General features: G+C 66.6%; 15 protein-coding genes and 1 tRNA gene. 10 read left to right on the top strand and 6 right to left on the bottom strand.

Annotated features, from left to right (window positions below; all coding sequences use genetic code 11):
* The first annotated feature begins 190 nt into the window (after positions 1-190).
* Positions 191-3,388, top strand: a complete 3,198-nt coding sequence (locus LFM09_RS44235) for a penicillin acylase family protein (protein ID WP_414102627.1) — start codon at positions 191-193, stop codon at positions 3,386-3,388.
* Positions 3,389-3,440: 52 nt separating this feature from the next.
* On the opposite strand, the gene LFM09_RS44230 is transcribed toward LFM09_RS44235, so the two are convergent.
* Both LFM09_RS44230 and LFM09_RS44225 read right to left on the bottom strand, forming a co-directional pair.
* A complete protein-coding gene (locus tag LFM09_RS44230; protein ID WP_414102626.1) occupies positions 3,441-4,178 on the bottom strand; it encodes an FkbM family methyltransferase in 738 nt (245 codons plus the stop codon).
* A 10-nt stretch (positions 4,179-4,188) separates the two neighbouring features.
* Entirely contained in the window at positions 4,189-5,025 is an 837-nt protein-coding gene (locus LFM09_RS44225; RefSeq protein WP_414102625.1) for a hypothetical protein, read from the bottom strand.
* A gap of 150 nt (positions 5,026-5,175) precedes the next feature.
* Between LFM09_RS44225 and LFM09_RS44220 the strand changes: the two genes are divergently transcribed.
* The 6 genes from LFM09_RS44220 (at position 5,176) to LFM09_RS44195 (ending at position 13,409) form a co-directional block, all read left to right on the top strand.
* Positions 5,176-5,251: transfer RNA gene (locus LFM09_RS44220), tRNA-Arg, on the top strand.
* Positions 5,252-5,819: 568 nt separating this feature from the next.
* A complete protein-coding gene (locus LFM09_RS44215; protein WP_414102624.1) occupies positions 5,820-8,909 on the top strand; it encodes a M14 family zinc carboxypeptidase in 3,090 nt (1,029 codons plus the stop codon).
* A 103-nt stretch (positions 8,910-9,012) separates the two neighbouring features.
* On the top strand, positions 9,013-9,513 hold the full coding sequence (locus tag LFM09_RS44210) for a hypothetical protein (protein ID WP_414102623.1): 501 nt from the start codon (positions 9,013-9,015) through the stop codon (positions 9,511-9,513).
* Positions 9,514-9,565: 52 nt separating this feature from the next.
* Positions 9,566-11,113 carry a purple acid phosphatase family protein gene (locus LFM09_RS44205; protein ID WP_414102622.1) on the top strand — a complete coding sequence of 516 codons (1,548 nt, stop codon included), beginning with the start codon at positions 9,566-9,568 and terminating at the stop codon, positions 11,111-11,113.
* Positions 11,114-11,123: 10 nt separating this feature from the next.
* Positions 11,124-12,452, top strand: a complete 1,329-nt coding sequence (locus LFM09_RS44200) for a purple acid phosphatase family protein (RefSeq protein ID WP_414102621.1) — start codon at positions 11,124-11,126, stop codon at positions 12,450-12,452.
* Between the two features lie 15 nt (positions 12,453-12,467).
* On the top strand, positions 12,468-13,409 hold the full coding sequence (locus LFM09_RS44195) for a nucleoside hydrolase (protein ID WP_414102620.1): 942 nt from the start codon (positions 12,468-12,470) through the stop codon (positions 13,407-13,409).
* On the opposite strand, the gene LFM09_RS44190 is transcribed toward LFM09_RS44195, so the two are convergent.
* The gene (locus tag LFM09_RS44190) at positions 13,383-14,150 is read right to left on the bottom strand and encodes a glycosyltransferase family 2 protein (RefSeq protein WP_414102619.1); all 768 of its coding nucleotides are present in this window, start codon (positions 14,148-14,150) and stop codon (positions 13,383-13,385) included. The two genes, LFM09_RS44195 and LFM09_RS44190, sit on opposite strands and share 27 nt — an antisense overlap.
* 32 nt (positions 14,151-14,182) lie before the next feature.
* Entirely contained in the window at positions 14,183-14,656 is a 474-nt protein-coding gene (locus LFM09_RS44185; protein WP_414102618.1) for an N-acetyltransferase family protein, read from the bottom strand.
* 85 nt (positions 14,657-14,741) lie between these two features.
* Here LFM09_RS44185 and LFM09_RS44180 point away from each other — a divergent pair, with 85 nt between their 5' ends.
* Together LFM09_RS44180 and LFM09_RS44175 are read left to right on the top strand one after the other, a co-directional pair.
* Positions 14,742-15,641, top strand: a complete 900-nt coding sequence (locus LFM09_RS44180) for an LCP family protein (RefSeq protein ID WP_414102617.1) — start codon at positions 14,742-14,744, stop codon at positions 15,639-15,641.
* Positions 15,642-15,886: 245 nt separating this feature from the next.
* Positions 15,887-19,699, top strand: coding sequence for a hypothetical protein (locus LFM09_RS44175; protein WP_414102616.1), 3,813 nt, complete (start codon positions 15,887-15,889; stop codon positions 19,697-19,699).
* On the opposite strand, the gene LFM09_RS44170 is transcribed toward LFM09_RS44175, so the two are convergent.
* On the bottom strand, positions 19,683-20,732 hold the full coding sequence (locus LFM09_RS44170; protein WP_414102615.1) for a glycosyltransferase family 4 protein: 1,050 nt from the start codon (positions 20,730-20,732) through the stop codon (positions 19,683-19,685). The genes LFM09_RS44175 and LFM09_RS44170 overlap by 17 nt on opposite strands.
* A gap of 31 nt (positions 20,733-20,763) precedes the next feature.
* Here LFM09_RS44170 and LFM09_RS44165 point away from each other — a divergent pair, with 31 nt between their 5' ends.
* Positions 20,764-21,261 (top strand): DUF2165 domain-containing protein, encoded by a 498-nt coding sequence (locus tag LFM09_RS44165; protein ID WP_414102614.1) that lies wholly within the window; start codon positions 20,764-20,766, stop codon positions 21,259-21,261.
* Here the strand turns inward: LFM09_RS44165 and LFM09_RS44160 are convergent.
* Complete coding sequence (locus tag LFM09_RS44160) at positions 21,236-23,245, bottom strand: diguanylate cyclase domain-containing protein (protein WP_414102613.1); 2,010 nt, start codon at positions 23,243-23,245, stop codon at positions 21,236-21,238. The genes LFM09_RS44165 and LFM09_RS44160 overlap by 26 nt on opposite strands.
* Positions 23,246-23,672: the final 427 nt, after the last annotated feature.

Below are 23,672 nucleotides of genomic sequence, written 5' to 3'. Positions count from 1 at the left end.
GGTCCGGGAATCTGAATCTGCCCATCGGCTTCATTCTCGTTTCTACCCGTATGGCTCCTGGTCGTCGCACGGAATCGATACAGTCCCTCCGGGAACGATCCGGGAAACGCGAAGGTCTTTCGCAATAGCCTTACCGGAAAGTAACGTGCGTCACAACAGCCCCTGCCTGCTCGGAGAGGAGCTTCGCGCCATGCGGAGACCCAATCCGGTGACGTCCCTGTTGGCCACCGCCGCCGTCACCGCCTCCCTCTTGTTCGTCCCGTCCGCCGCCGCAGAGGAACCTCGCGCGGTCGCGTTCGCCGCCGACGACTACTGCCTCGGCCAATGCAACGACATCGTGCCGCCGGGCAACAACGGCAACGCGACGCTGGCCGAGATCCTCGGCCACAAGGCGTTCGGCACCCGTCCCGCGCACTCCGCCGACCAGCTCGGCAAGTACGACGCCCTGGTCGCCGGCCACAGCGGCCTGACCAACGCCCAGCTCACGAACTTCTTCAACGACGCGTCGTTCGGCGTGCCCTCCGACCAGGTCGAAAGCACGGTCAAGCCGCGCGCGGACGTGACGATCGTGCGCGACAAGAAGATCGGCATGCCGCACATCACCGGCACCACGAGGTCCGGGACGATGTTCGGCGCCGGTTACGCGGCCGGTCAGGACCGGCTGTGGCTGATGGACCTGTTCCGCCACCTCGGCCGCGGCCAGCTCAGCGGGTTCGCCGGCGGTGCGCCCGGAAACCGGGTGCTGGAGCAGAGCTTCTACAACCAGATCCCGTACACCGAGGCGGACCTGCAGAAGCAGATCGACACCGCCGTTGCGAAGGGTGGCGAGCGCGGGCGGCAGGCGTTGGCCGACGTCAACGACTACATCGCCGGTATCAACGCCTATCTGACGCAGTCCGTCTCCGCGCGCAACTTCCCCGGCGAGTACGTGCTGACCGGGCACGCCGACTCCATCACGAACTGGAACGACATCCAGCCGTTCAAAGCGACCGACATGGTGGCCATCGCGGCCGTCGTCGGTGGCCTGTTCGGTGCCGGTGGTGGCGGTGAGGTGCAGTCGGCGCTGGTGAAGCTGGCCGCGCAGAACAAGTACGGCGCTGTTGCCGGTGAGCAGGTGTGGAAGGCGTTCCGGGCGCAGAACGACCCCGAGGCCGTGCTGACGCTCCACAACGGACAGTCGTTCCCGTACTCGGGTTCTCCTGCTTCGCCTGCTGGAGTGGCTATGCCGGACTCCGGCAGCATCACGCCGGAGCGGATGGTCTACGACGAGGTGGGCGGTACCGGTGCTGCTGTCGACGTGCCTGCTTCCGAGGAGTTGTCGAAGGCTTCCGGCATCTTCGAGGACGGCGTGCTGCCGGCCGATCTGCTGAACAAGAAGCACGGCATGTCCAACGCCCTGTCGGTGTCCGGTGCGCACACGGACACCGGGAACCCGATCGCCGTGTGGGGTCCGCAGACCGGTTACTTCGCGCCGCAGCTGTTGATGCTGCAGGAGCTCAACGGTCCTGGTATCCGTTCGCGCGGTGTGTCGTTCGCGGGTGTCTCGATGTACGTGCAGCTGGGCCGCGGTGTCGACTACTCGTGGAGCGCGACCTCCGCGGCGCAGGACATCATCGACACGTACGCGGTCGAGCTGTGCAACGCGGATGGTTCGCCTGCCACAAAGGCTTCTACGTCATACGTGTTCCACGGTGTCTGTACGCCGATGGAACGCTTGGAGCGCAAGAACGCGTGGAAGCCAACGGTTGCCGACGGCACGCCGGCGGGCTCCTACACGTTGGTGATGTGGCGGACCAAGTACGGCCTTGTGTCGTCTCGTGCGACCGTGGGCGGCAAGGTCGTGGCGTACACGACGTTGCGCTCGACGTACATGCACGAGGTCGACTCGATCATCGGCTTCCAGGAGCTCAACGACCCGTCGGCAGTGCGTTCGGCCGCCGACTTCCAGCGCGCGGCGGACAAGATCGGCTACGCGTTCAACTGGTTCTACGTGGACTCCCGTGACGCCGCGTACTTCAACTCGGGGCTGAACCCGGTTCGTCGGTCCAATGTGGACCCGAACCTGCCTGTTTGGGGTCGCGCCGAGTACGAGTGGGTCGGCTGGGACGGCACCGAGAACACCGCCTCCTACATGCCTTTCGCCGGGCATCCGAACTCGATCAACCAGGACTACTACATCTCCTGGAACAACAAGCAGGCGCGCGACTTCACGTTCGGCGGCTTCGGCCACAGCGCCGTGCACCGCGGTGACCTTCTGGACGGCCGCGTGCGGGCAATGATCGCCTCCGGTCAGAAGGTCACGCGTGCTTCTCTGACTCGCGCGATGGCCGAGGCCGCTGTCGCGGACCTGCGTGCCGAACAGGTGCTGCCGGAGCTGCTGCGCGTCGTGGAATCGGCTCCGGTCGATCCCTCGTTGGCTCCGGTGGTTCAGAAGCTGAAGGACTGGCAGCGTTCAGGCTCGTTGCGCAAGGAAACCTCGAAGGGCAGCAAGGCCTACGGCCACGCCGAAGCCATTCGAGTTCTCGATGCGTGGTGGCCGCTTCTGGTGGAGGCTCAGTTCAAACCCTCGCTGGGTGATGGCCTGTGGTCTGCTCTCGTGAGCGCGATCCAGGTCGACGAGGCCCCGTCCGACACGCACGGCGCCGCGCCGCACAAGGGTTCCTCGTTCCAGTACGGCTGGTGGGGCTACGTCGACAAGGACCTGCGCAAGGTCCTCGGCGACCCGGTCCAGGGCGCGTTCCCGCAGACCTACTGCGGTGGCGGCACGTTGGCCGGCTGCCGAACCGCGCTGGTCTCGACGCTCTCCCAGGCCGCAGCCAAGCCCGCCAACCAGGTCTACCCCGGCGACGCGGACTGCGCCGCGGGCGACCAGTGGTGCGCGGACACGATCATCCACCGCGCCATGGGCGGCATCACCCAGGACAAGATCCACTGGCAGAACCGCCCGACCTACCAGCAGGTCGTGCAGTTCCCGTCCCGAAGGGGCCAGAACGTCACGAACCTGGCCGCTCGTGGGACGGCTTCTGCGTCGTCCCACGAAACGGGCTGGAACACGCTCCCACCTGCACACGTGCTGGACGCCAACCCGTTGTCCCGCTGGGCCAGCGACTGGAGCGACAACCAGTGGATCCAGGTCGACCTTGGCTCTGTGCAACGAGTCGGTCGCGCTGTGTTGCACTGGGAGTCGGCGTTCGGAACTGCCTATCGCATCGAGCTTTCCGATGACGGCACGACTTGGCGGAACGTTTTCTCCACAAGTGCTGGCGATGGCGGCGAGGATGTCGTAGCGTTTGCAGTACAGGAAGCGAGATACCTCCGAATGACGGGTACCCAACGGGCCACGCGTTACGGATACTCCCTGTACGAGCTTGAGGTCTACAGCTTGTAGGCCTTCGAGATGAGGACGCCGATCCACCCCCAGGGGTCGGCGTCCTCTACTTTTATGCCCGGAACAGGTAGTTCCTGGTCGCGTCACCGATCTTGCCGGTGGCCACCCACTCCCCACCGTGCCAAGTGCTCATCCGGTACCCGCGCTCGGTCAGGAAGTCGGCGACCTCCTCAGCCCGGTACCCGAACCGCTCGACGTGCCGTTCCTCGATCTCCAGCAGGAACGCCGGCTTGAACCGCTCGATCGTCGCCTTGGCCCCTTCGAGCACCTTGAGTTCCGCACCCTCGACATCCGCCTTCACGAAGTCGAGCCTGCTGATCCTGTTCACCTCGACGAAGTGGTCCAACGTGTCCGTCTTGACCACCACGTCCAGGTGCTCGTCGAACTCCTCGTTGGACCCGAGCCCGTTGGCCCCCACCGTGAGGAACGACCGCCCGGTAACAGGACTCCCGTGGCGAACCGGCACGCTCATGACCTCGCGCCCCTGCTCCTCGGCCCCCAGCGCCACCGAGTGCCGCTTGATGTTGCGCCCCTCCCGCGGCCTGAGGACGTAGCTGAGTGCCGGATGCGCGAACACGAGCGGCTCAACGCTGTGCACAGTCCCTTGTGGACCAACAAGTCTCGACAACGTGACCGTGTACAACCCCAACGCCGCCCCGACGTCGACACAGACGTCCCCAGGCTTGACAACCTTCCGGAGCCCGATCAGCTCCGGCTCTGCATAAGGAGTGAGCCGGGCAAGCGCCCGCAACCCGGCAACCACCGCGGCACTGCGAAGTTCGGTCAACACCCGAACCAGCCTAGACGTGCCCGTTCGAGTGCGGTTCGCCCGCTGGCAACCCGATCTGATCAGCGAACTCAGCAGCCACCCGCGCCCCGCCATAAACGCTCAACGCCTTGGCCAGATGCTGCTTGAGATCCTTCCGATGCTGATCCTCAAGCTCAGGCAGCGCCTTCTCAACACTGCTGACCAGCGACTCGGCCCAGTGCTTGCTCGGCTGGTGCTGCGCGATCCGCACCAGCTCAGCCAGGTGATCAGCAAGCTTCACAGCCGCCTCAACCTGGTACCCGTTGCGCTGCAACCACCAAATCGTGGCCGTACCGACGTCCGTCAACACCTCGTCCCGCAGGTACCGGATCTCCGCCCGTTCGATGTCCCGCTCAGCCAGCTTGAACGTGGAGTTCCGCAGCAACTCGATGTGCTTGCGCGCCATCTCCAGGTCCTCGTCGACGACGCTGACCTTCACCTGCTCAGCCCGCGCCCAAACATGAGTGCCAGGCACCTGCCGTTCGGTGGCGAGCTCATCCCCCAGCTGATGCTGCAACGCCGCATGGTGCACCAACATCGCCTTGCCACTGACCTCCTTGGCCCGCTGCAAAACGTGATGGATGGCAGCACTCCGCGGCGAGTTGTGCCGCAACCCGGTAGCCAGATCAAGCCGCCAGACGACCGTGAACTTCACCTGGAAGTCGAGCCCGTACACCGCACTGGGCAACGGCGTCTCGAACTCCTGCTGGTGACTGCTGGCCGGCGGCACGAACGTGAAGTCCTCGGCACTCTTGGGCACCCGTCGCCGCCACCACGCCTTGACGGTGCCAAGGGGTCCAGGACGGAAGTCGGGCCAGGGTCTGCTCACGCCCTCTCCCTACCTGACGTTTCTGCCTCTTTGAAGGTGGCCTGCCTCACTTCCCTCCAACGGCCGCAAGCATCTCGACCGGCCGCTCACGGTGCGTGAGCGGGCCCGTGGTCAACTCGGTGGCGCCACCCCGCTAGACTGCTACCGCCAGCCCTAGTAGCTCAGGGGATAGAGCATCGGTTTCCTAAACCGTGTGTCGCAGGTTCGAATCCTGCCTGGGGCACCACCTTTCGCCGGGTGAAACTAAGGGCTCTGACCAGTGAAAACAGGTCGGAGCCCTTGGTCTTTGGTCAGGGCTGAAGTCGATCTCATCGCCCGTTCGTGGGCTGGACGTGGTGCGAGTTCGGCGTGGTTTCGCACCATGAGCATCCGGAAGCGCCCCTCCAAGGGCCGCCAACGAGGGGAGATCGAGCCCGTCCCGAGCGGTTCGCCGCGTGTCAAGGTCTACGCCGCCATCGACCCGATCAGCGGTCGTCAGCACTGCATCTACGAGACCATTCCGGCAGGTTCGAACGCCGCAACGAAAGCCGAGAAGACCCGTACGCGGATCATCAACGAAATCGATGAGCAGCTGAACTCCACCACCATTCCCCGCACAATGGGGCCTCCGTCAACACGTGGGTCCAGTGTGGCCAGAAGGTCCGACAAGATCGTTTGTACGGGGTGCGACCGGATGGCCACGGGGTGCGTCCGTTGTGGTCAACGAAGAGGGCCGAAAGGCCCGTCAATGTAACGCCCGATCGGCGTAGCGTCAGCGGGTCTTGCGTCGACCACGCATGTCTCGGAGGAACGCGATGAAGCGATCCGTGGCTGTTCTGTCCGCACTGGTTCTCGTCTTCGGCGGCGTGGTGGTGTCGCCCGCCGTGGCCGCGCCGAGTAGCGATCCGTTGGACGTTTATGTCGCCGAAGTGTCGCCAAAGCAGGCTGGTGAGCTGTCACGGCAGGGGTTCGACGTCGCCGCCAGCAGGGCCAAGGGCGACAACGTCGAGGTTGAGCTGGTGCTGGCGGAGAGCGAGCAGAAGCAGCTCGCCAAGCGTGGCATTCAGGCGCAGGTCAAGAAGAACAAGGACGGCAAGAGCGCGCGGCAGCAGGCGGCGGAGCAGGCGGTCGGCGGGTTCACCGTGTGGCGGTCGTTCGACGAGCCTGGTGGGATTCGGGATCAGCTCTACCAGATCGCGCGGGACAACCGGAACCTCGTCAAGCTCCAGGTGCTCGGGAAGACCGGGCAGGGGCGCGAGATCATCGCGGTGAAGGTCACGCAGGCGGCCAACGAGACGCCGGACGGGGCGCGGCCGGCGGTGTTGTACTCGTCCACGCAGCACGCGCGGGAGTGGATCAGCACCGAGGTGAATCGGCGGTTGCTCAACCACTACGTCAACAAGTTCAAGGCCAACGACAAGGACGTCAAGCGGCTGCTCAAGGACACCGAGTTGTGGTTCGTCGTCGTTGCGAACCCGGACGGGTACCAGTACTCGTTCGACACGGAGCGGTTGTGGCGCAAGAACTTGCGGGACAACGACAACAACGGGGTGATCACGGTCGGGGACGGGGTGGATCCCAACCGCAACTTCGACGAGCACTGGGACTACGACAACGAAGGGTCGTCGAGCACTACGGCCAGCGACACCTATCGCGGGCCTTCGAGGGCTTCGGAGCCGGAAACCAAGGCCATGCAAGGGCTGCTGGACCGGATCAAGCCGAAGTTCCAGTCCAACTGGCACTCCGCGGGGCAGTGGATCCTGTATCCGCAGGGGTGGCAGACCGGGTCGCCCGAGGCGGACAACCCGATCTACGTGGCATTGGCGGGCACCGATGCCAAGCCGGCGATTCCTGGGTTCGACCCGGGGATCAGCTCGGACGAGTTGTACGTGACCAACGGCGAGACCACGGATTATGCGGACGTGCGGAACGGGACGGTGTCGTTCACACCCGAGCTGAGCGAGGGGTGCGACGGGTGTGGGTTCGTCTTCCCGGATGACGAGGCGCTGGTTGAGGCCGAGTTCCAGAAGACGTTGCCGTTCTCGCTGTCGCTGGCGAACTCCGCCACGGACCCGGCCAACCCGAAGTCCGCGGTGGGTATCCAGGTCAAGCCGTTCTACCTCGACCAGGCCGACGTCGACCAGGAGAACGGGCCACTGTCCATGTTGGACTTCACGTTCGACAGGTCGTACGGCGATCCGCAGGAAGTCCGGGTGCTGGCCAAGAAGTCGCTCGGTGCGGTGACGGCGAAGTGGCAGGTCGGGAACGGGCCGGTGCAGAGCACGGCGACCACCGAGTGGACCGGTGGTGAGCGGTACGGCGTGGGCAACGCGAACTACTACCACGTCGTCAGAGGCACGGTGACCGGCACGAGCCCCGGTGACCAGGTCAAGGTGTGGTTCGAGGGTGGTGGGCAGAAGAGCAGCGAGTTCACCTACACCGCCGTGTCGGAGACCAACAACGACGTGCTCGTCATGTCCGCCGAGGACTACACGGGAGCTTCGCCCGTCCAGTTCACCACGGCGCCGAAGTACCTGTCGTACTACGCGGACGCGCTCACGGCCAACGGGATCGGACACGACGTGTACGACGTGGATGCCAACGGGCGCAAGGCACCTGACGCGCTCGGTGTGCTGAGCCACTACCGGGCCGTCATCTGGTACACGGGCGATGACGTCATCACCAGGGAACCGGGATGGGGACCTGGCAACGCGTCCAGCCTCGCCCAGACCGAGCTGTTCGAGATCCGCGACTACCTCAACGAGGGCGGAAAGGTGCTCTACACCGGCAAGTACGCCGGGCACCAGTACGCCACGGGCCACGGCACGCAGCTCTACGACCCGTTCGAGAACAAGCAGTGCAGCACCTTGCCCGACGCCGCGCTGCGGTGCCGGCCGCTCTCCGGATCCGGGGACAACATCAACGACGTCATCGAGTACTGGTTCGGTGCTGCGATCATCAACGAGGGCGCCGGCCACAACGAGAACGGCGACGCGTTCAGCGTCTCCGGTGTCGCGGACCCGCACGCCGGACTCACGATGACCCTCAACGGGACCGAAAGCGCGCAGAACCAGGAGCACTCGGCGTCGTTCCTCACGACGAGCGGTCTGCTGCCGGTGAACCAGTACCCGCAGTTCGCCAGCAACGTCACGGCGGCGTGGGATCGTCCGGGCGGGCCGTTCGCGCCACACAGCGGCGACTTCTACATGTACTCGCAGATCAGCGACGTGTCGTACAAGCGGCTCACGCGCACGATCAACGTTCCCGCGGGCGGTGCGCAGATGTCGTTCTGGACGTCCTACGACATGGAGCCCGAGTGGGACCACCTGTTCGTCGAGGCGCGGACGGTCAACGGCACCAACTGGACGACGCTGCCCGACACCAACGGGCACACCAACCAGAGCACCGGCCAGAGCTGCCCCGCGGGCTGGCGGGATCTGCACCCGCAGCTCGACCACTACCAGACCCTCAACGCCTACGGCACTTGCACCGCAACCGGTTCGTCGGGTGTGTGGCACGCGGCGTCCGGTGGTTCCGGTGGCTGGCAGCAGTGGAACGTCGACCTGACGGCGTTCGTGAACAGCCAGGTCGAGATCTCCATCGCCTACGCGAGCGACTGGGCCACACAGGGGCTGGGCGTGTTCATCGACGACATCGAGGTCACGACCGGTGAGGGCAGCACCTCGTTCGAGTCCGGTCTGGACGGTTGGGTCGTCAGCGGTCCGCCGGCGGGCAGTGCGCCGAACGGCAACAACTTCACGCGCACGACCGCGGCCGGGTTCCCGGAAGGTGCCGTGGTGAAGACCGCGGACACCCTGTACTTCGGGTTCGGCTTCGAGGGCATCAGCGGCACGGCAGTCCGCAACGAGGTGATGGCGAGGTCGATGAACTACCTGCTCGGCTGATTCCACGCTGAGAGGACTGTCCGCATTCTCAGCTTTTCCCAAACGATTTTCTCAGAATTGCCGCGTATTCCTGGAGCCACATCGTTGGCGGACAGGAGGCGACGTGGCGGGCAGAGGTGGGCACAACGAGCTGAGCGGCAGCGCTCAGCTCGCTGCCCAGGTGCGCACCGTCCACGGCGGGCTGCACATCTCCAGAACGTCCATGACGGGTGTGGCGTTGGTTTGCGCCGTTGTCGGACTGGTCTTGCTCTCGATGGCCAAGCGTTCCGAGTCGGGGGTCGTGGCGACGGTGACTGCCGGTGCGGTACCTGGAAGTTCTTCGGTTCTCAACGCGGATGAGCCTGAGGCCGCCTGGGAGGTGGTGGAAGTTCCCAAGGGAGAGCGGCCTTCGGTCGTGGCCATGACCGAGGCCGAAGGGCTGCTCCGACGGGCTTGGCCGGACGAGGCACGGCTGCGGGACGCGCGGTCGTTGCGGATCACGGGTGGCTTGTGGCTGCGGGCCGACGTCGAACTGCCGGGCGAGGGTTGTGCGGGCGTGGTCGAGGTCGTGGTGATCGACGCCGGCGAGGTCTACGCGGTGCTGGTGATCACGGCTGGAAAGTAGCTTGCCCCAACGATCATTGACCAAAGTAAACAAAGTTACCTAATTTCGAGGCATGAGTGAGCCTCGGCGACGCAGGTCACAACCGAACGGTCCGCGCCTTCAGGAGCTCTACGAGGACGCCCGGCGGCGGTACTCACGGCGCGGACTGTTCGGGGTCGGGGCCGCGCTGGCCACGGCGAGCGTGCTCCCGAAGACGGCGAGCGCCTTCGAGGTGCCGACGGTCCTGCTCAGCACCCAGAACAACGGGGCCGCGCTCAGGCCGTTCGGGCGCCACATCGCGTTCGGCGCCGACCCGACCAGGCAGGTCGTCGTGTCGTGGCAGGTGCCGGCCAACGTGAAAGCGCCCTACCTGCGCATCGGCACAACGCCGGGCGAGTACGGGCAGGCGATCCAGGCCGAGGTGCGAGCCCTCACGAGCGATCTGGCGTGGCAGGAGAGGGAACCGCTCTTCACCATCTCGCCGCATCTCGGCAAGGCCGTCACCCAGTACTACCTGCACGTGAGGCTCAACGACCTCGTGCCCAACACGACGTACTACTACGTCGTGGGCCATCAGGGTTACGAGCCAACGGAACCCGCCACGTTCACCACGGCACCGACCACCCCGAGAGCGTTCTCGTTCACCGCGTTCGGAGATCAGGGCGTCGGGTACAACGCGCTGGCCACCAACAGCCTGATCGCGGACCTCGGACCGCAGTTCCACCTCGCCATGGGCGACATGAGCTACGCGAACGACGGCGAGGGCGGCCGGCCGGCGACCGACAAGTACGACGCGCGCAAGTGGGACTCGTTCTTCGACCAGAACGAGCTCGTCGCCGCCAACATCCCGTGGATGGTCGCGCTGGGCAACCACGAGATGGAGAGCTGGTACGACAAGAACGGCTACGGCGGCATGCGGGCGCGGTTCACCATGCCCGACAACGCGTGGGACGGCTCCACCTGCATCTACTCGTGGCGGTACCTGAACGTCGGGCTGATCAGCTTGGACGGCAACGACATCTGCTACAACAGCGACGCGAACCTCGACTACACCGAGGGAAAGCAGCTCGCCTGGCTCAAGGCTCAGCTCCAGAAGTTCCGCGCCGACCCCACGATCGACTTCATCGTCGTCTACTGCCACCAGTGCACGTACTCCACCTCAGGCAACAACGGGTCCGAGATCGGCGCGCAGAAGCGGTGGGCGCCGCTGTTCGACCAGTACCAGGTGGACCTCGTTCTCAACGGGCACAACCACGTCTACGAGCGCACCGACCCGATCAAGGCGGGCAAGGGCACCAAGAAGGCGGACATCCGGAGCACCGTCAACCCGGTCAAGGACGGCACGACGTACATCACCGCGGGTGGTGGCGGCGAGAGCATCAACGGCTGGGCCGACTCGAAGATCGCTGATTCCTACTTCGGCAACGTCAAGGACGCCACCGCCACCATGCGGGTCGACCAGGAGGACGGCGAGGAGAAGATGATCAAGGTGACCTGGTCACGCGTGCGGTATCGCGGGTACGGGCTGGTCGTCGTCGACGTGACACCGAAGCAGATGAAGGTCCGTGCGCTCACCGAGACGGGCGCGCTGATCGACGAGCTGACCATCCGCCGCAGCTGAAAGGCCTGCCATGACTGAAACTTCGAGGCGGTCGCTGTTCGTGCTGGGCGGCACCGCCGCGCTCGTCGCCGCCACCGCGTCCCGCACCGACGCGGCACCGGACGGACTCAAGTCCCGCCCCCTCGGGCGGCACATCGCGTTCGGCGCCGATCCGTCCAGGCAGGTCGTGATCTCCTGGCAGCAGCTGGAGAAACCCGTCGCGCCGTACGTCCGGATCGCCACGTCGGAGAACAACTTCAGCGCACCCGTCGCCGCGGAAGTGCGCACGCTCAAGAGCGAGATCGGCTGGCAGGAAGGCGACCACAGCTTCCCGCCGCACGGCCCGGACCCGATGTACCAGTACTACCTGCACGTCAAGCTGAACGACCTGAAGCCGGACACGACGTACTTCTACGTTGTGGGACACCAGAACTACACGCCGGGCAAACGACGCGGCGAGGTCGCGAAGTTCCGCACCGCGCCGGCATCGACGAGCACGAAACCGTTCACCTTCACGGCGTTCGGCGACCACGGCTACGGCTACAACGCCCGCAAGATCAACAGCCTCGCCGCGGACCAGGAACCGGCGTTCCACCTCGCCCTCGGCAACCTGAGCTACGCCATCCACAACGGCACCCCGAACCTCGAAGGCGGGCACCCCGACACGGACAAGTACGACGCCGCGCGGTGGAACAGCCTGTTCGCGCAGAACGAGTTCATCGCCGCGAACACCCCGTGGATGATCACACTCGGCAACCGGGAGATGGAGGAGTGGTACTCCCCCAACGGCTACGGCGGCGTTCAGGCACGTTTCACCATGCCGGACAAGAGCTACTACGCGTGGCGGTACCAGAACGTCGGACTGATCAGCCTGGACAGCAACGACATCAGCCGCAACCCGGCGAACCTCAACTACACCAAGGGAAAACAGCTCACCTGGCTCAAGGCCCAGCTGCAACGACTACGCGCGGACCCCACGATCGACTTCATCGTCGTCCACCTGCACCACGCCACCTACTCGACCGCTGAAGGCGGTTCGGAAGAGCTCGCACAGCAGAAGTGGGCGCCCGTGTTCGACAAGTACCGGGTCGACCTCGTGCTCAACGCGCACAACCGCGTCTACGAGCGCACCGACCCGATCAAGGCCGGAAAGGCCGTCAACGACGGCACCACCTACGTCACGGTGGGAATCGGCGGCCAAGGACTCGACAGGTTCTCCACGGACACCTTGCCCTGGTCACGGGTGCGCTACCGGGGGTACGGCCTGGTCGCGGTCGACGTGGCACCGAAACAGATGACGGTCCGCGCGCTCGACGAGGACGGCGGGCTGATCGACCAGTTCACCCTGCCACGAACCTGAGGCATGATCGGGTGCATGCGAATCATCGTCGACGCGGACCCCGGAATCGATGACGCCCTTGCCCTCTACTACCTGCGGGCGCAGGCAAAAGCGGAGGTCGTGGCTGTCGGCACGGTCCACGGGAACGTGCCGGTGGAGGTGGCCACGGCCAACGCGCTGAGGCTCGTGGAGCGACTGGGGTTCGACGTTCCCGTTGCGATGGGGGCGAAGCGGCCGCTGGCGCAGGCGTTGCAGACCGCGGAGGACGTGCACGGTCCGGACGGGCTCGGTGGCGTGGCCGGCGAGGCAGCCGCGAAGGTGGCGACGGAGAAGAGTGCGGCGGAACAGTTGGTGCAGCTTGCGAGGGAGCAGCCGGGAGAGCTCAACCTCCTCGCGATCGGGCCGCTCACCAACGTGGCGCTGGCGTTGCAGATCGAGCCGGAGCTGCCGAACCTGCTCGACAAGGTCGTGGTGATGGGCGGCGCGCTCAACGTGCCGGGCAACATCACGTCGCAGGCGGAGGCCAACTTCTGGCACGACCCGGAGGCCGCCGATCTGGTGCTGGGGGCCGGGTTCGCGGATCTCACGGTGGTGGGGCTCGACGTGACGATGGCGAGTCATGCGCCGGGTGAGTGGCTGGAAGCGCTCCCGCAGGACTGCTACCCCAGGAGGTTCCTGAGGTTCTACGCGGACTTCTACGAGAGCTTCCTGGGGAAGGCGGGGTTCGTGCCGCACGATCCGCTGGCGGCGGCGATCCTGCTGGAACCGGACCTGGCGACCTACGTCGAGGACCGGTTCGCCGTCGAGCTCGGTGGGCGGTACACGCGCGGGAAGGTTGTGGCAGACCAACGGTTTCTGGCGCCGGGCAGCCCGTTCGGGCGGGACATCGCACCCGAACGGACAACGGCGAAGTACGCGGTCGACGTTGACAAGGACCGCTTCCTCGAGCAGCTACAGGACGCGCTGGTGCAGCCCTAGGGCGCGGAGGGCCTGGACTCGGCGTTCCACCGCGGTCTGGGACTCGGGCATCAGGTGGAGCCACTCGTCGGTGACGGAGACGCTGCCGCTGTGCTTGCGGCGCAGGAAACCCACTTCCGGGGTGAAGTAGCCCGGGGTCAGCTCGGTGATCGCAGCGATCAGCGAGAGGTCTTCCATGCGGGGCAGGCCTCCCCAGCCACCCAGGGCGTGCACGACATCGGCGCGCAGGGTGGTGCAGTTGGGGTGGAAGGGCAGGCGACCGAAGCCGGTCGCGCTGTCGATCGCGGAGAAGTAGTAGTCGGCCACGGCGCCGGCGGGGATCGGGCCCGGCTCGATCAACGGGTCGAACGAACGCCAACTGCCATCAAGCAGCAGGTCGTGGGCCTGGGTGGCGACCCAGCCGATGGACGGGTAGGTGGCGAAAGCCTCGATGGCCACTGCCAGACAACCGGGCAGGAGCACGTCGTCCGAGTCGAGGACGTGGACCAGCGTGCCGGCGCTGCGGCCCAGGGCCAGGTTGCGGCTGGGCGCGATGCCCAGGTGCTCGCTGTTGGCCTGATAGCGGGCGAACGGGAAGGCGTTGATCGCGTCGGCCAGCACCGGCGTCGCGGAGTCCTCCTGGACCAGCCACTCCAGGGTCCAGTCGGCGGGAAGTTGCTGGGCGGCAAGGCTCTCGCCGGCTTCCAGCACCACCGCGGAACGGCCGGCGTGGACAGGGGTGATCACCGAGATCACGGGCACGGGTTCCTCCACAAGAACGCGGGACCGTGATCCTATCGGCGCAACCGGTACCGGATCTCGGTCAGCTCGACGGTGCCGACGACCTCGGACTTCGTCACGCCGTCCGCGACAAAACCCAGCCGTGCGTAGAAGGAACGCGCACGGTGGTTGTCCTCGAGGACCCACACGACCACATCGCGTTCGTCGCCCAAGGCCTCGATCGCCAGCGGCTGAGCCTGGCCGTTTCCCCAGGCCGAGGGCAGGAAGTAGATCGCGTAGAGCTCGAACGAGGCATCGGAGTCACGGGACGGGCCCGCTGCGGCGAACCCGACGACGTCGCCCTCGGACAGCGCCACCCAGACGTTGCCGGACGGGATCGCGGACGACCAGTGCTCCGCACGGGCGTCGATCGAGATCTGATCCAGGAACTCCTCCGGCATGATGCCCCGGTAGGCGGACTGCCACGAGCGCACGTGCACCGTGGCGACGCCCACGGCGTCATCGACGACAGCCTTGCGAATGGTCACAGGTCACACCCCCGAGCGGTCACTGTGACACAACCATGACAAACGGACGACGGATTTCGGACATTGCGCCGGGATCGTCAGAGGTATGAACGTCCACTTGAAACGATGGCTCGCGGTCTCGGGAGCCGCCGTGGTCATCGCGGCGGGCGTCGTGGTCGGGGGTTCCTACTGGCGGCTGGAGAGCAATCTCAAGACCGTCGATCTCAGCAAGGAGATAGGGAACGCCAGGCCTCCGTCGACGCCTGGCCGCCCGCTCAACATCCTGCTCATCGGCAAGGACGACGGGCGGTCCGACACCGCCATGGTCGTGCAGCTCAACGCCGCGGGCGACGCGGCTCGGGTGATCAGCATCCCGCGCGACACGATGGTTCCGCGGCCGCGCTGCGGGAACAACCCGCCGGCGAGCATCGCGATGTTCAACAGCGCCTTCTCCACGGGCGGTGCCGCCTGCACGGTCGCGACCGTCGAGCAGATGAGCGGCGTGCGGATCGACCACTTCGTGCAGATCGACTTCAACGGCTTCCGCGACGTCATCGACCGGCTCGGCGGCGTCGAGATCGACCTGCCCGAGCCGATCAACGACGAGAAGAGCGGGCTGCACGTGCCGGCCGGGCCGCAAAAGCTCGACGGAACGCAGGCGCTGGCGTTCGTCCGCACCCGGTACAGCATCGGTGACGGCAGCGATCTCAACCGGATCAAGAACCAGCAGCTCTTCATGAAAGCGCTGAGCGAGAAACTCGCGAACGAGAACTGGCTCGCCAGCCCGCAGAAGACGTTCGACCTCGCCGACATTCTCACGAAATCGATCGTGACGGACGAGGACCTGGGTTCGATCTCGAAACTGGCGGACCTCGCGGGAAAGCTCACCGCGTTGAAGCCGGAGAGCATCACCTACGTGACTCTGCCGACGGAGACGTACCTGCCGGACCCGAACCGCGTGCAACCCAAGCAGCCGGAGGCGGACGCCATCTGGTCCGCGGTCTAGCAGACCGCGCCCTGCCACTCGCTTGGCCTGGGCCACGGCTGAGGAGACCCCCAGTGCTCCTCAGCCGTGGAAGTTCTGCCCCAGTTAGCCGCTACCACTGACGGTCTCCCGTGTCTCGTGAAGGACGTGGGGTCGAGGTTGTCAGACCACCTCGTTAGGGTGGGTTCCGAACAGCCCGTCCGGCGCGTGCGCCGCAGCTCAGACGGGCGGTCCACGTTTTCCGGTCCGGACGAGGTGGAGGCCGCTTGGGACCCCGTGGCGTCTTCGCGGAGCGCTTTGCGCTGCTCTACGCGGAGGCAGGCGACCCACCCCTGAAGCGGGTCACTGAATCGGTAACCCGTGCCCGCCGAACGGACGAGCAGGGGAGACCGGTTCGCGTACCGGCACAACGCGTCAGCGACTGGCGGCGCGGCCGGAACGTGCCCGCGAAGTTCAGCGGGCTGAGCGCCGTGCTCGAGGTGCTCATCGGCGAGGCGCGCAAGCGCAGGCCCCAGCCGGCGGTCGACGGACTGTACGACACGGACGCGTGGCGCACGCTCTGGGAGGAGGCGCTCGCCAGCCCGGTCGGCGACTCGGACGCCCCACCTCAGGAAGACACCGCGGTTTGCCCGTACATGGGGTTGAGCGCATTCGGGCCGCAGGACGCGAATTGGTTCTTCGGCCGGGAACGTGCGACGAACGCACTTCTCGCCCGAATGAACGACAACGGCATCACAATGCTCGTCGGCGCCTCAGGTGCCGGTAAGTCGAGTTTGATGAAAGCGGGCGTGCTCCCCCGCCTCGGCGAAAAAGACGCCATCGTCATTTCTCCCGGCACGGATCCGCTCAAGGAGTTCGCGCTCCAGGTGCCGGAGCTGATCCTCACGCTGGAAAAGGCCGCCGAGACCGAGGCGCTGGTCGAGTTCGCGCACGAGGTGCAGCTCGCGGTCGGCGACCGGGTGGTGATCGTCGACCAGTTCGAGGAGGCGTTCACGCTCGGCGGCGACGAGGACCGGCTGCGGGTCTTCGTGCAGGCGCTGCACGCGGCGTCGCAGAAGACGTCGGTCGTGCTGGGCGTGCGGGCCGACTTCTACGCCCGCTGCCTCGACTTCCCCGAGCTCGCGGACGCGCTGCAGGACCGCCAGATGGTGCTCGGCGCGATGTCGGCCGCCGAGCTGCGCGAGGCCGTGACGAACCCGGCCAAGGCCGCGGGTCTGCAGCTCGAAGCCGGCCTCGTCGACCTCATGCTGCGCGACCTCGGCGCGCACAACCGCCGCGGCAAGGACGCGTACGACGCCGGTGCGTTGCCGCTGCTCAGCCACGCCCTGCTGGTGACGTGGCAACGCCGGCAGGCCGGTCGCCTCACGATCGCGGGCTACCGGGCGGCCGGCGGCATCCAGGGCGCCGTCGCGACCACGGCCGAACGCGCGTGGACCGATCTGGACGATCCGGGTCAGAAGGCCGCGAAGCAGTTGCTGCTGCGCCTGGTCCGGGTCGGCGACGACACCCAGGACACCCGCCGCAGGTCGAGCAGGCACAGCCTGTTGGAGGCGAGCACGAACCTGCCGGCCACGGAACGCGCGCTCGAAGTCCTCACCCGCGCCAGGTTGATCACCATGGACGCCGGCAGCGTCGAGATCACGCACGAGGCGTTGCTGCACGCGTGGCCACGGCTGCGCAGCTGGATCGATGAGGACCGCGCGGGCAACCTGGTCCGGCAGCGGCTGGAGGAGGACGCGGCGACGTGGGCCGCGAGCGAGCGCGACTCGTCGTTGCTCTACCGCGGCACCCGGCTCGAAAGCGCCCTCCAGCAACAGGTCACCGCGCTCGCGAAGGACTTCGTCGACGCCTCGGAACGGCAGCACCGCAAGAGCGTCTGGTTCCGCCGCAGCGCCGTCGCACTGGTGGTGGTCCTCGCGCTGATCGCGGGCACTGCCGCGGTGATCGCCGTGCAGCAGCGCAACGACGCGGCGTTCATCCAGGTCATGACCCAGGTCGACCGGCACGCCGACTCCGACCCGTCACTCGCCGCGCAGATGCTGCTCGCCGCCCACCGGATGCGCCCGGACGACATGGGCGTGAACTCCCGGCTGCTCGCCATGCAGCAGACCCCGCTCAGCATGCCGCTGAACGGCCACAACGGCGCGGTCTACCTGACGACGTTCAACAAGGACGGCTCGCTGCTCGCCACCGCGAGCTACGACCGCACCGCCCGCCTCTGGGACGTGCGGGACAAGACGAACCCCAAGCCGCTCGCGGTCCTGACCGGGCACACGGACTGGCTGAGCACCGCGGTCTTCAGCCCGGACGGCACCACGCTCGCCACCACCGGCGCGGACAAGACGATCCGGCTCTGGGACGTCAGGACCCCGGAGCAGCCCAGGGAGATCAAGAAGATCGAGACGGGCAACGGCACCAGCTACCTGCTCGACTTCAGCCCGGACGGCAAGATCCTGGCGGCGGCGAACGACGACAAGTCCGCCCGCCTGTGGGACGTGAGCAACCCCGTCGACGCCAAGCCGATCGGCGAACCGCTGCGCGACCACACCTCCCCGGTCCGGTCGCTCGCGTTCAGCCCGGACGGCAAGCTGCTCGCCACCACCGGCGACGACACGACGGTCCGGCTGTGGGACGTCGCCACCAGGACACGGGTGGGCAAGCCGATGACCGGCCACACCGACGGCATCCACACCGTCGCGTTCAGCCCGGACGGCAAGACCCTCGTCTCCGGCAGCGACGACAAGACCATCCGCCTCTGGGACCCCGCCACGCAGGAGCAGATCGGGCCGGCGCTCACCGGGCACACCAGCAGCGTGTGGTCGCTGAAGTTCAGCCCGGACGGCAAGATCCTGGCCTCCGGCGCCGGCGACAGCACCGCGCGGCTGTGGAACATGAGCAACCCGAAGGCCGTGACCGAGCTCGGCAGGCCGCTCGCGGCACTGAGCGGCGGGCTGTTCGCGGTCGGCTTCTCACCGGACGGCAAGACCCTGGCGACCGGGGCGAACGAGAACTCCGTGCGGCTGTGGTCGTTGCCGCAGAACCTGTTGCTCGGTCACACCTCCCGGGTCAGCAGCCCGGGCTTCCGGCCGGACGGCAAGCTGCTCGCGCTGGGCTCCGGCGACCGAACGGCGACCCTGTGGGACATCTCGGACCGCAACCACCCGCAGCGCGTCGGACCACCGCTGCTCGGGCACGAGTGGGGGCTCGGCCGACCGGAGTTCCGCCGGGACGGCAAGGTCATGGCCACCATGGCCGGAGACAAGACCGTGCGGCTGTGGGACGTCAGCGACCCGAAACGCCCCGTCGGTCTCGGCGAACCGATCAAGCTCAACACCCGCTTCGCCTCACCGTTCGCGTTCCGCCCTGACGGCGAGGTCATGGTCACCGGCAACGACGACAACTCGCTGCAGCTGTGGGACGCTCGCGACCCCGCCAAGCCCGTCAAGCTGGGCAAGCCGCTGACCGGTCACGACGGGTGGATGAACGACACCGTGTTCTCGCCAGACGGCAAGACGCTCGTCTCGACGAGCAGCGACAAGACGTTCCGGCTCTGGGACGTCAGCGATCCGGCAGCCCCACGTGCGCTCGGCCAGCCGGTGACCGATCACAACGCGCCGGTGCACGAGGCGCTGTTCACCCCGGACGGCAAGACGCTGATCACCGCGGGCGACGACAAGGAGATCCGGGTCTGGGACGTCACCGATCGGGAACACCCGAAGCGCCTCGCCGCGCTCACCGGCCACACCGGACAGGTCAGCTCGATGTCGCTGTCACCGGACGGCAAGCTGCTGGCCAGCGGCAGCACGGACAAGACGATCAGGCTGTGGGACGTGAGCGATCCCGCCACGGCCTTCTCACTCGGTCAGCCGATCGCCATCGACTCGGACACCCAGACGTCCGTCCAGTTCGGACCGGAGGGCCTCGTCCTCGGCACCGGTTCGAGCGACGGCGTCGCCAGGCTGTGGGATCTCGACGTGAACCACGAGACCGCCCTCATCTGCGCGACCACGCGAGGAGCGCTCACGCGTGAGATCTGGGAGGACCGCCTGCCACAGGTGGAGTTCACAGATCCGTGCTGAGCTCGATCAGCTCCGCCAGCACCTCCGGCAGGTCCCGCAGGTCCAGATGTCGTTGCACCGCAGCCCGGTTCGCCGCGAGCACCTCGTCGCTCGCGGCGAGCAGCCCGTCGATGTCGCTCGGGTCGAACACGGTCAGCCCGAGCGCCCGGATCTCGTCCAGCACCGGGTAAGGCCCGGCCACCACGAGCCGGGACGCGGCGGCCGCCTCGCACACCGGCAGCCCCCAACCCTCCCAAGTGGACGGCAGCAACACCAGGTCCGCGGCCGCGTGAAGATCGGCGGGTGAGCCGACCCGCCCCCGCACAACGCCCGAAAGCCCTTCCACCGCAGGGCAGGGCGCGTCATCCGTGAGCCAGTACCTCACTGGTCGATCAAGCCGCGCCGACAACGCCCGGACGAACTCGACCGCACCGGGAACGTTCTTCGACGTGCCCTCGACCCGAGCCGGGTGCACGACCACGTAGTCCCGCTCCACCAACCCGAACCGGTCCCGCGTCCCCGCCCGATCACCCGACGCCAACCCGGCCACATCCACCCGGTTGTGCACCACGCGAGTCCGCAACGACGGCCACCGCGCCAGAAACTCCCGCTCGGTCAACGAGTTGATCAGCACGTGCAGATGCGCAGGATGGTGCAACGGCACGACATCACCCTCGACCGGCCGCAACTGAATCCGCTGCCACGCCGGATCGTGGTGCCGCAGGATCACCGGCACCCCAGCCGCGAGAGCATGCTCCTCCCACGCCACCGACGCTTCCGGCGCGCTCCACAACGACCCGGCGTTGTCCAGCACCACCAGGTCGTGCGACTCGCAGAGCGACTTGATCAACACGTGGTCGACCGGCGGCGGCTCACCCCCAGGCCGATCCGCCCACATCCCGCGAACGACCACACCGGACCCCGACGCGAAGAACCCGGCCGCGAGCGTGACGTCCCAGCCCAGCGCCGCGAACCCGTCCGCCCACTTCACAGCCTCGACGCTGACCCCGTCGAACCCGCCCAGCCGGTGGGAGACGACACAAACACGGCTCACCGGCCGCACCCTATCGGTTACTGTCCGCTCCATGCGTCTTCTTGCTCGGGTCGGCAGCTTGCGCGCGGTCGTAGCGGTGACCGTCGGGTTCATCGCGCTCAACATGCTTCTCGTGGTCCTCGGCAACATCACGGACTACGGCACGAACGAGGCGTTCGTGCAGCACGTCCTGTCGATGGACACCACGTTCGGCACAGAACTGAAGTGGCGGGCGATCACCAGCCCGGCCGTGGTCACGATCGTCTACGTCGCGATCATCATCTGGGAAGCGATCTCCGCGATCCTCCTGACCGCCGGCACCGTCGCCTACCTCCGCGACCGAGAGGACAGCGCCCGCAAGTTCGCCTCCGCCGGCCTCCTCATGATCGTCGCCCTGTTCCTCGGCGGCTTCATCACGGTCGGCGGCGAGTGGTTCGCGATGTGGCAGTCAAAGGACTGGAACGGCATCAGCGCCGCCCTGCGCATGGTCACCATCGCGGGCTTCGCCCTGATCCTCGTCCACCTCAACCCGCGTCGGGCCACTCCGTAGTCGGCTCAACGCAGAACACCGGCCCGACCCCGGCGTCGGCGCCGAGCTCACCCCACCACTCCCGCTGCTCAGCGTCCTCGATCGCGTCGATCACGACGAGCCCACCGGCCTCGTGCACGAACCCGACGAGGTCGCTGAGCACATGCGACACCAACTCGTCCGGCTTCTGACAACGCCCCTTGACCCGCACAGCCCGAACACCGAGCGACCGAACCAGCTCGATCTCCGCGGTGGACCCCTTGAAGTCCCGCGCCCCGATGTGAATCCCCATGTCCGCCAACAAGTCCAGGTTGTCGGCAGCCTCGCTGTCCTCGGACGCGAGCACGTGCACCGGAAAACCCAGCAACAACCGCCCAGCAGGCAACCCGGTATCGGCCAACACCCGCCGCACGTCCCGCACAAGATCCGGACTGTTGGCCATGCTCTCGGTCAGGCAAACCGCCAGCATCTCCTCGTGCCGGCACCCCTGCTCAGCGGCCCGCCGCAACATCCACGCACCAAGCGGCAACATCAACCCGGTGTGCTCGGCCATCGAGACGCACTTCTCGTGCGCGATCAGCCCGGCATCCCGATGCCGCCAGTTCAGCTCAGCCTCGACACAAACCCGCGCCGACCCGTCCAGCTTCATCACGGGGTTGAACACAACCTCGATCTCGCCGCTCTCCCAGGCCCCCGGCATAACAGCAGCAAGCGCGAACTCCTCCTGCTCCCGCTTGTCCTGCGTGGCGTCATGCAGCCCCCACTGCCGCCGCCCACTGCGCTTGGCCCGCCGCAGCGTCATGTCCGAAGCCCGCAACACCTCAGCCGGATGATCCCCAGGGTGCAACCGCGGCAACACACCGATGGTCGCCGAAACAGCAACCCCGTGCCCCTCGAAGTAAACGGGCTCAGCCAGCTCGTGCTCGATCGTCCGAATCGTCGAATCCACATCCGGCGTCTCCGGCCCGTTCTCCACGAGCACAGCGAACTCATCACCCTCAAGCCGAGCGACCATGGCCTTCTCCCCGGCAAAAATCGCCGACAGCCGCTCAGCCACAAGCTTGAGAACCTTGTCCCCGATCTCCCGCCCAAGCCCGTCCGTGATGACGGCAAAGGCATCGAGATCCAGGTGGTACAGCGTCACCCCGTGCTCAATGTCGCTGTGCAGCAACGACTCCAGCCGCGTAGTCAAATACTGCCGGTTCGGCAACCCGGTCAACGCATCGTGCAACGACTGGTACTGCAACCGCCCACCGAGCAACGTCAACTGGCTGTCGTCATCGATCAACACGACGAAGTGCTTCGGGTTGTCCTCAGCGTCCTTCTGCACAGTCGCCGCGAGCAACACCCGGAAGTGCTCCCCATCCCGGTCAATGAGCCGGGGCCGCTCCTCAACCCGCCGCATCCGCCCGTGCTTCACACTCTCCAGGGCATCGTTGACCAGCGGCAAGTCCACGGGAGCGATCAAATCCGTGAGCGTCATCCCAGCAACGTCCTCCCGCCGAAGGATGTTGCACAACGCCGCGTTGGCCCGCTCCAACTCCCCGTCGAGACTGACCATCGCAATGCCAGTCGACGAGTGCGCAAAAATGTCCTCGAACCGCTCCTCGCTGGCCTGCAAGTCCAGCTGCGCAGCCCGGTTCGCCCGAATCAGCGCCTGACTGACACTCTCCTGCTGCTCAAGCACAAACGCCTGAATGGCCCCGGTGTACGCAGCCGACACCGCCCCGATGACCAACGCGGCCTGCCGAGCATCGGCCCCCTCCTGCACGACGAACTCGGCAAGAACGTCACACGACGCCCGCAAGCTCTCCGCACCAACACAGTGCATCTCAACGAGGCGAGCACCAACCGGCGAGGCAGCAGCAGGGTCGCCAACCAGCGCCTCAGCCACCACGTTCAACAGCTCGCGCAACTCTTCAGTCAGCTTCGCAGCCGACAACGGCACATACGCGGTCCGGCCAACCTTGATCGCCCACTCGCGCGCCAGCTCGTCGCGTCCCATCGGACGTGACGATCTCGCATCGTCCTGGCTCGGCAAATCATCCACCTGACCGCTCAGCGAGCACGGTGCGGAAGCCTACCGCCAGCAAACCACACCAGCCCAACGCTAGACCGCCTTCGCCCCAACGGGTGTACCGCAATCTCGCAGCGTTACAGGCCTGACTCGCTCAATCGGAGCAATTTTCCCACAAATCCGCCTCAGGATCGCGCGATGACGAAGCCAAGCCGCCCTGACGTGCCGGGTGTGGCTCGCTCTGGTGCGGCTCGTGACGGGACCACCCCACCACCGCAAGCACCTGCGCAACAGCAAGCGCCCTGAGCAACAGGCGTGCCATCAACCTGGGTATGGCGCCGGCCGGTCTTTGATCAGATTGGCGGGGTCCGGGGCCAATGCCACGTAGCTTAAGTTGATCTTGTCGTGTGAGTGG

Source organism: Lentzea alba (genome assembly GCF_047445655.1).
Classification (GTDB): domain Bacteria; phylum Actinomycetota; class Actinomycetes; order Mycobacteriales; family Pseudonocardiaceae; genus Lentzea; species Lentzea alba_A.
The sequence above is the reverse complement of the archived record's forward strand: the minus strand, read 5'-3'. Positions and strand labels throughout refer to the sequence as shown.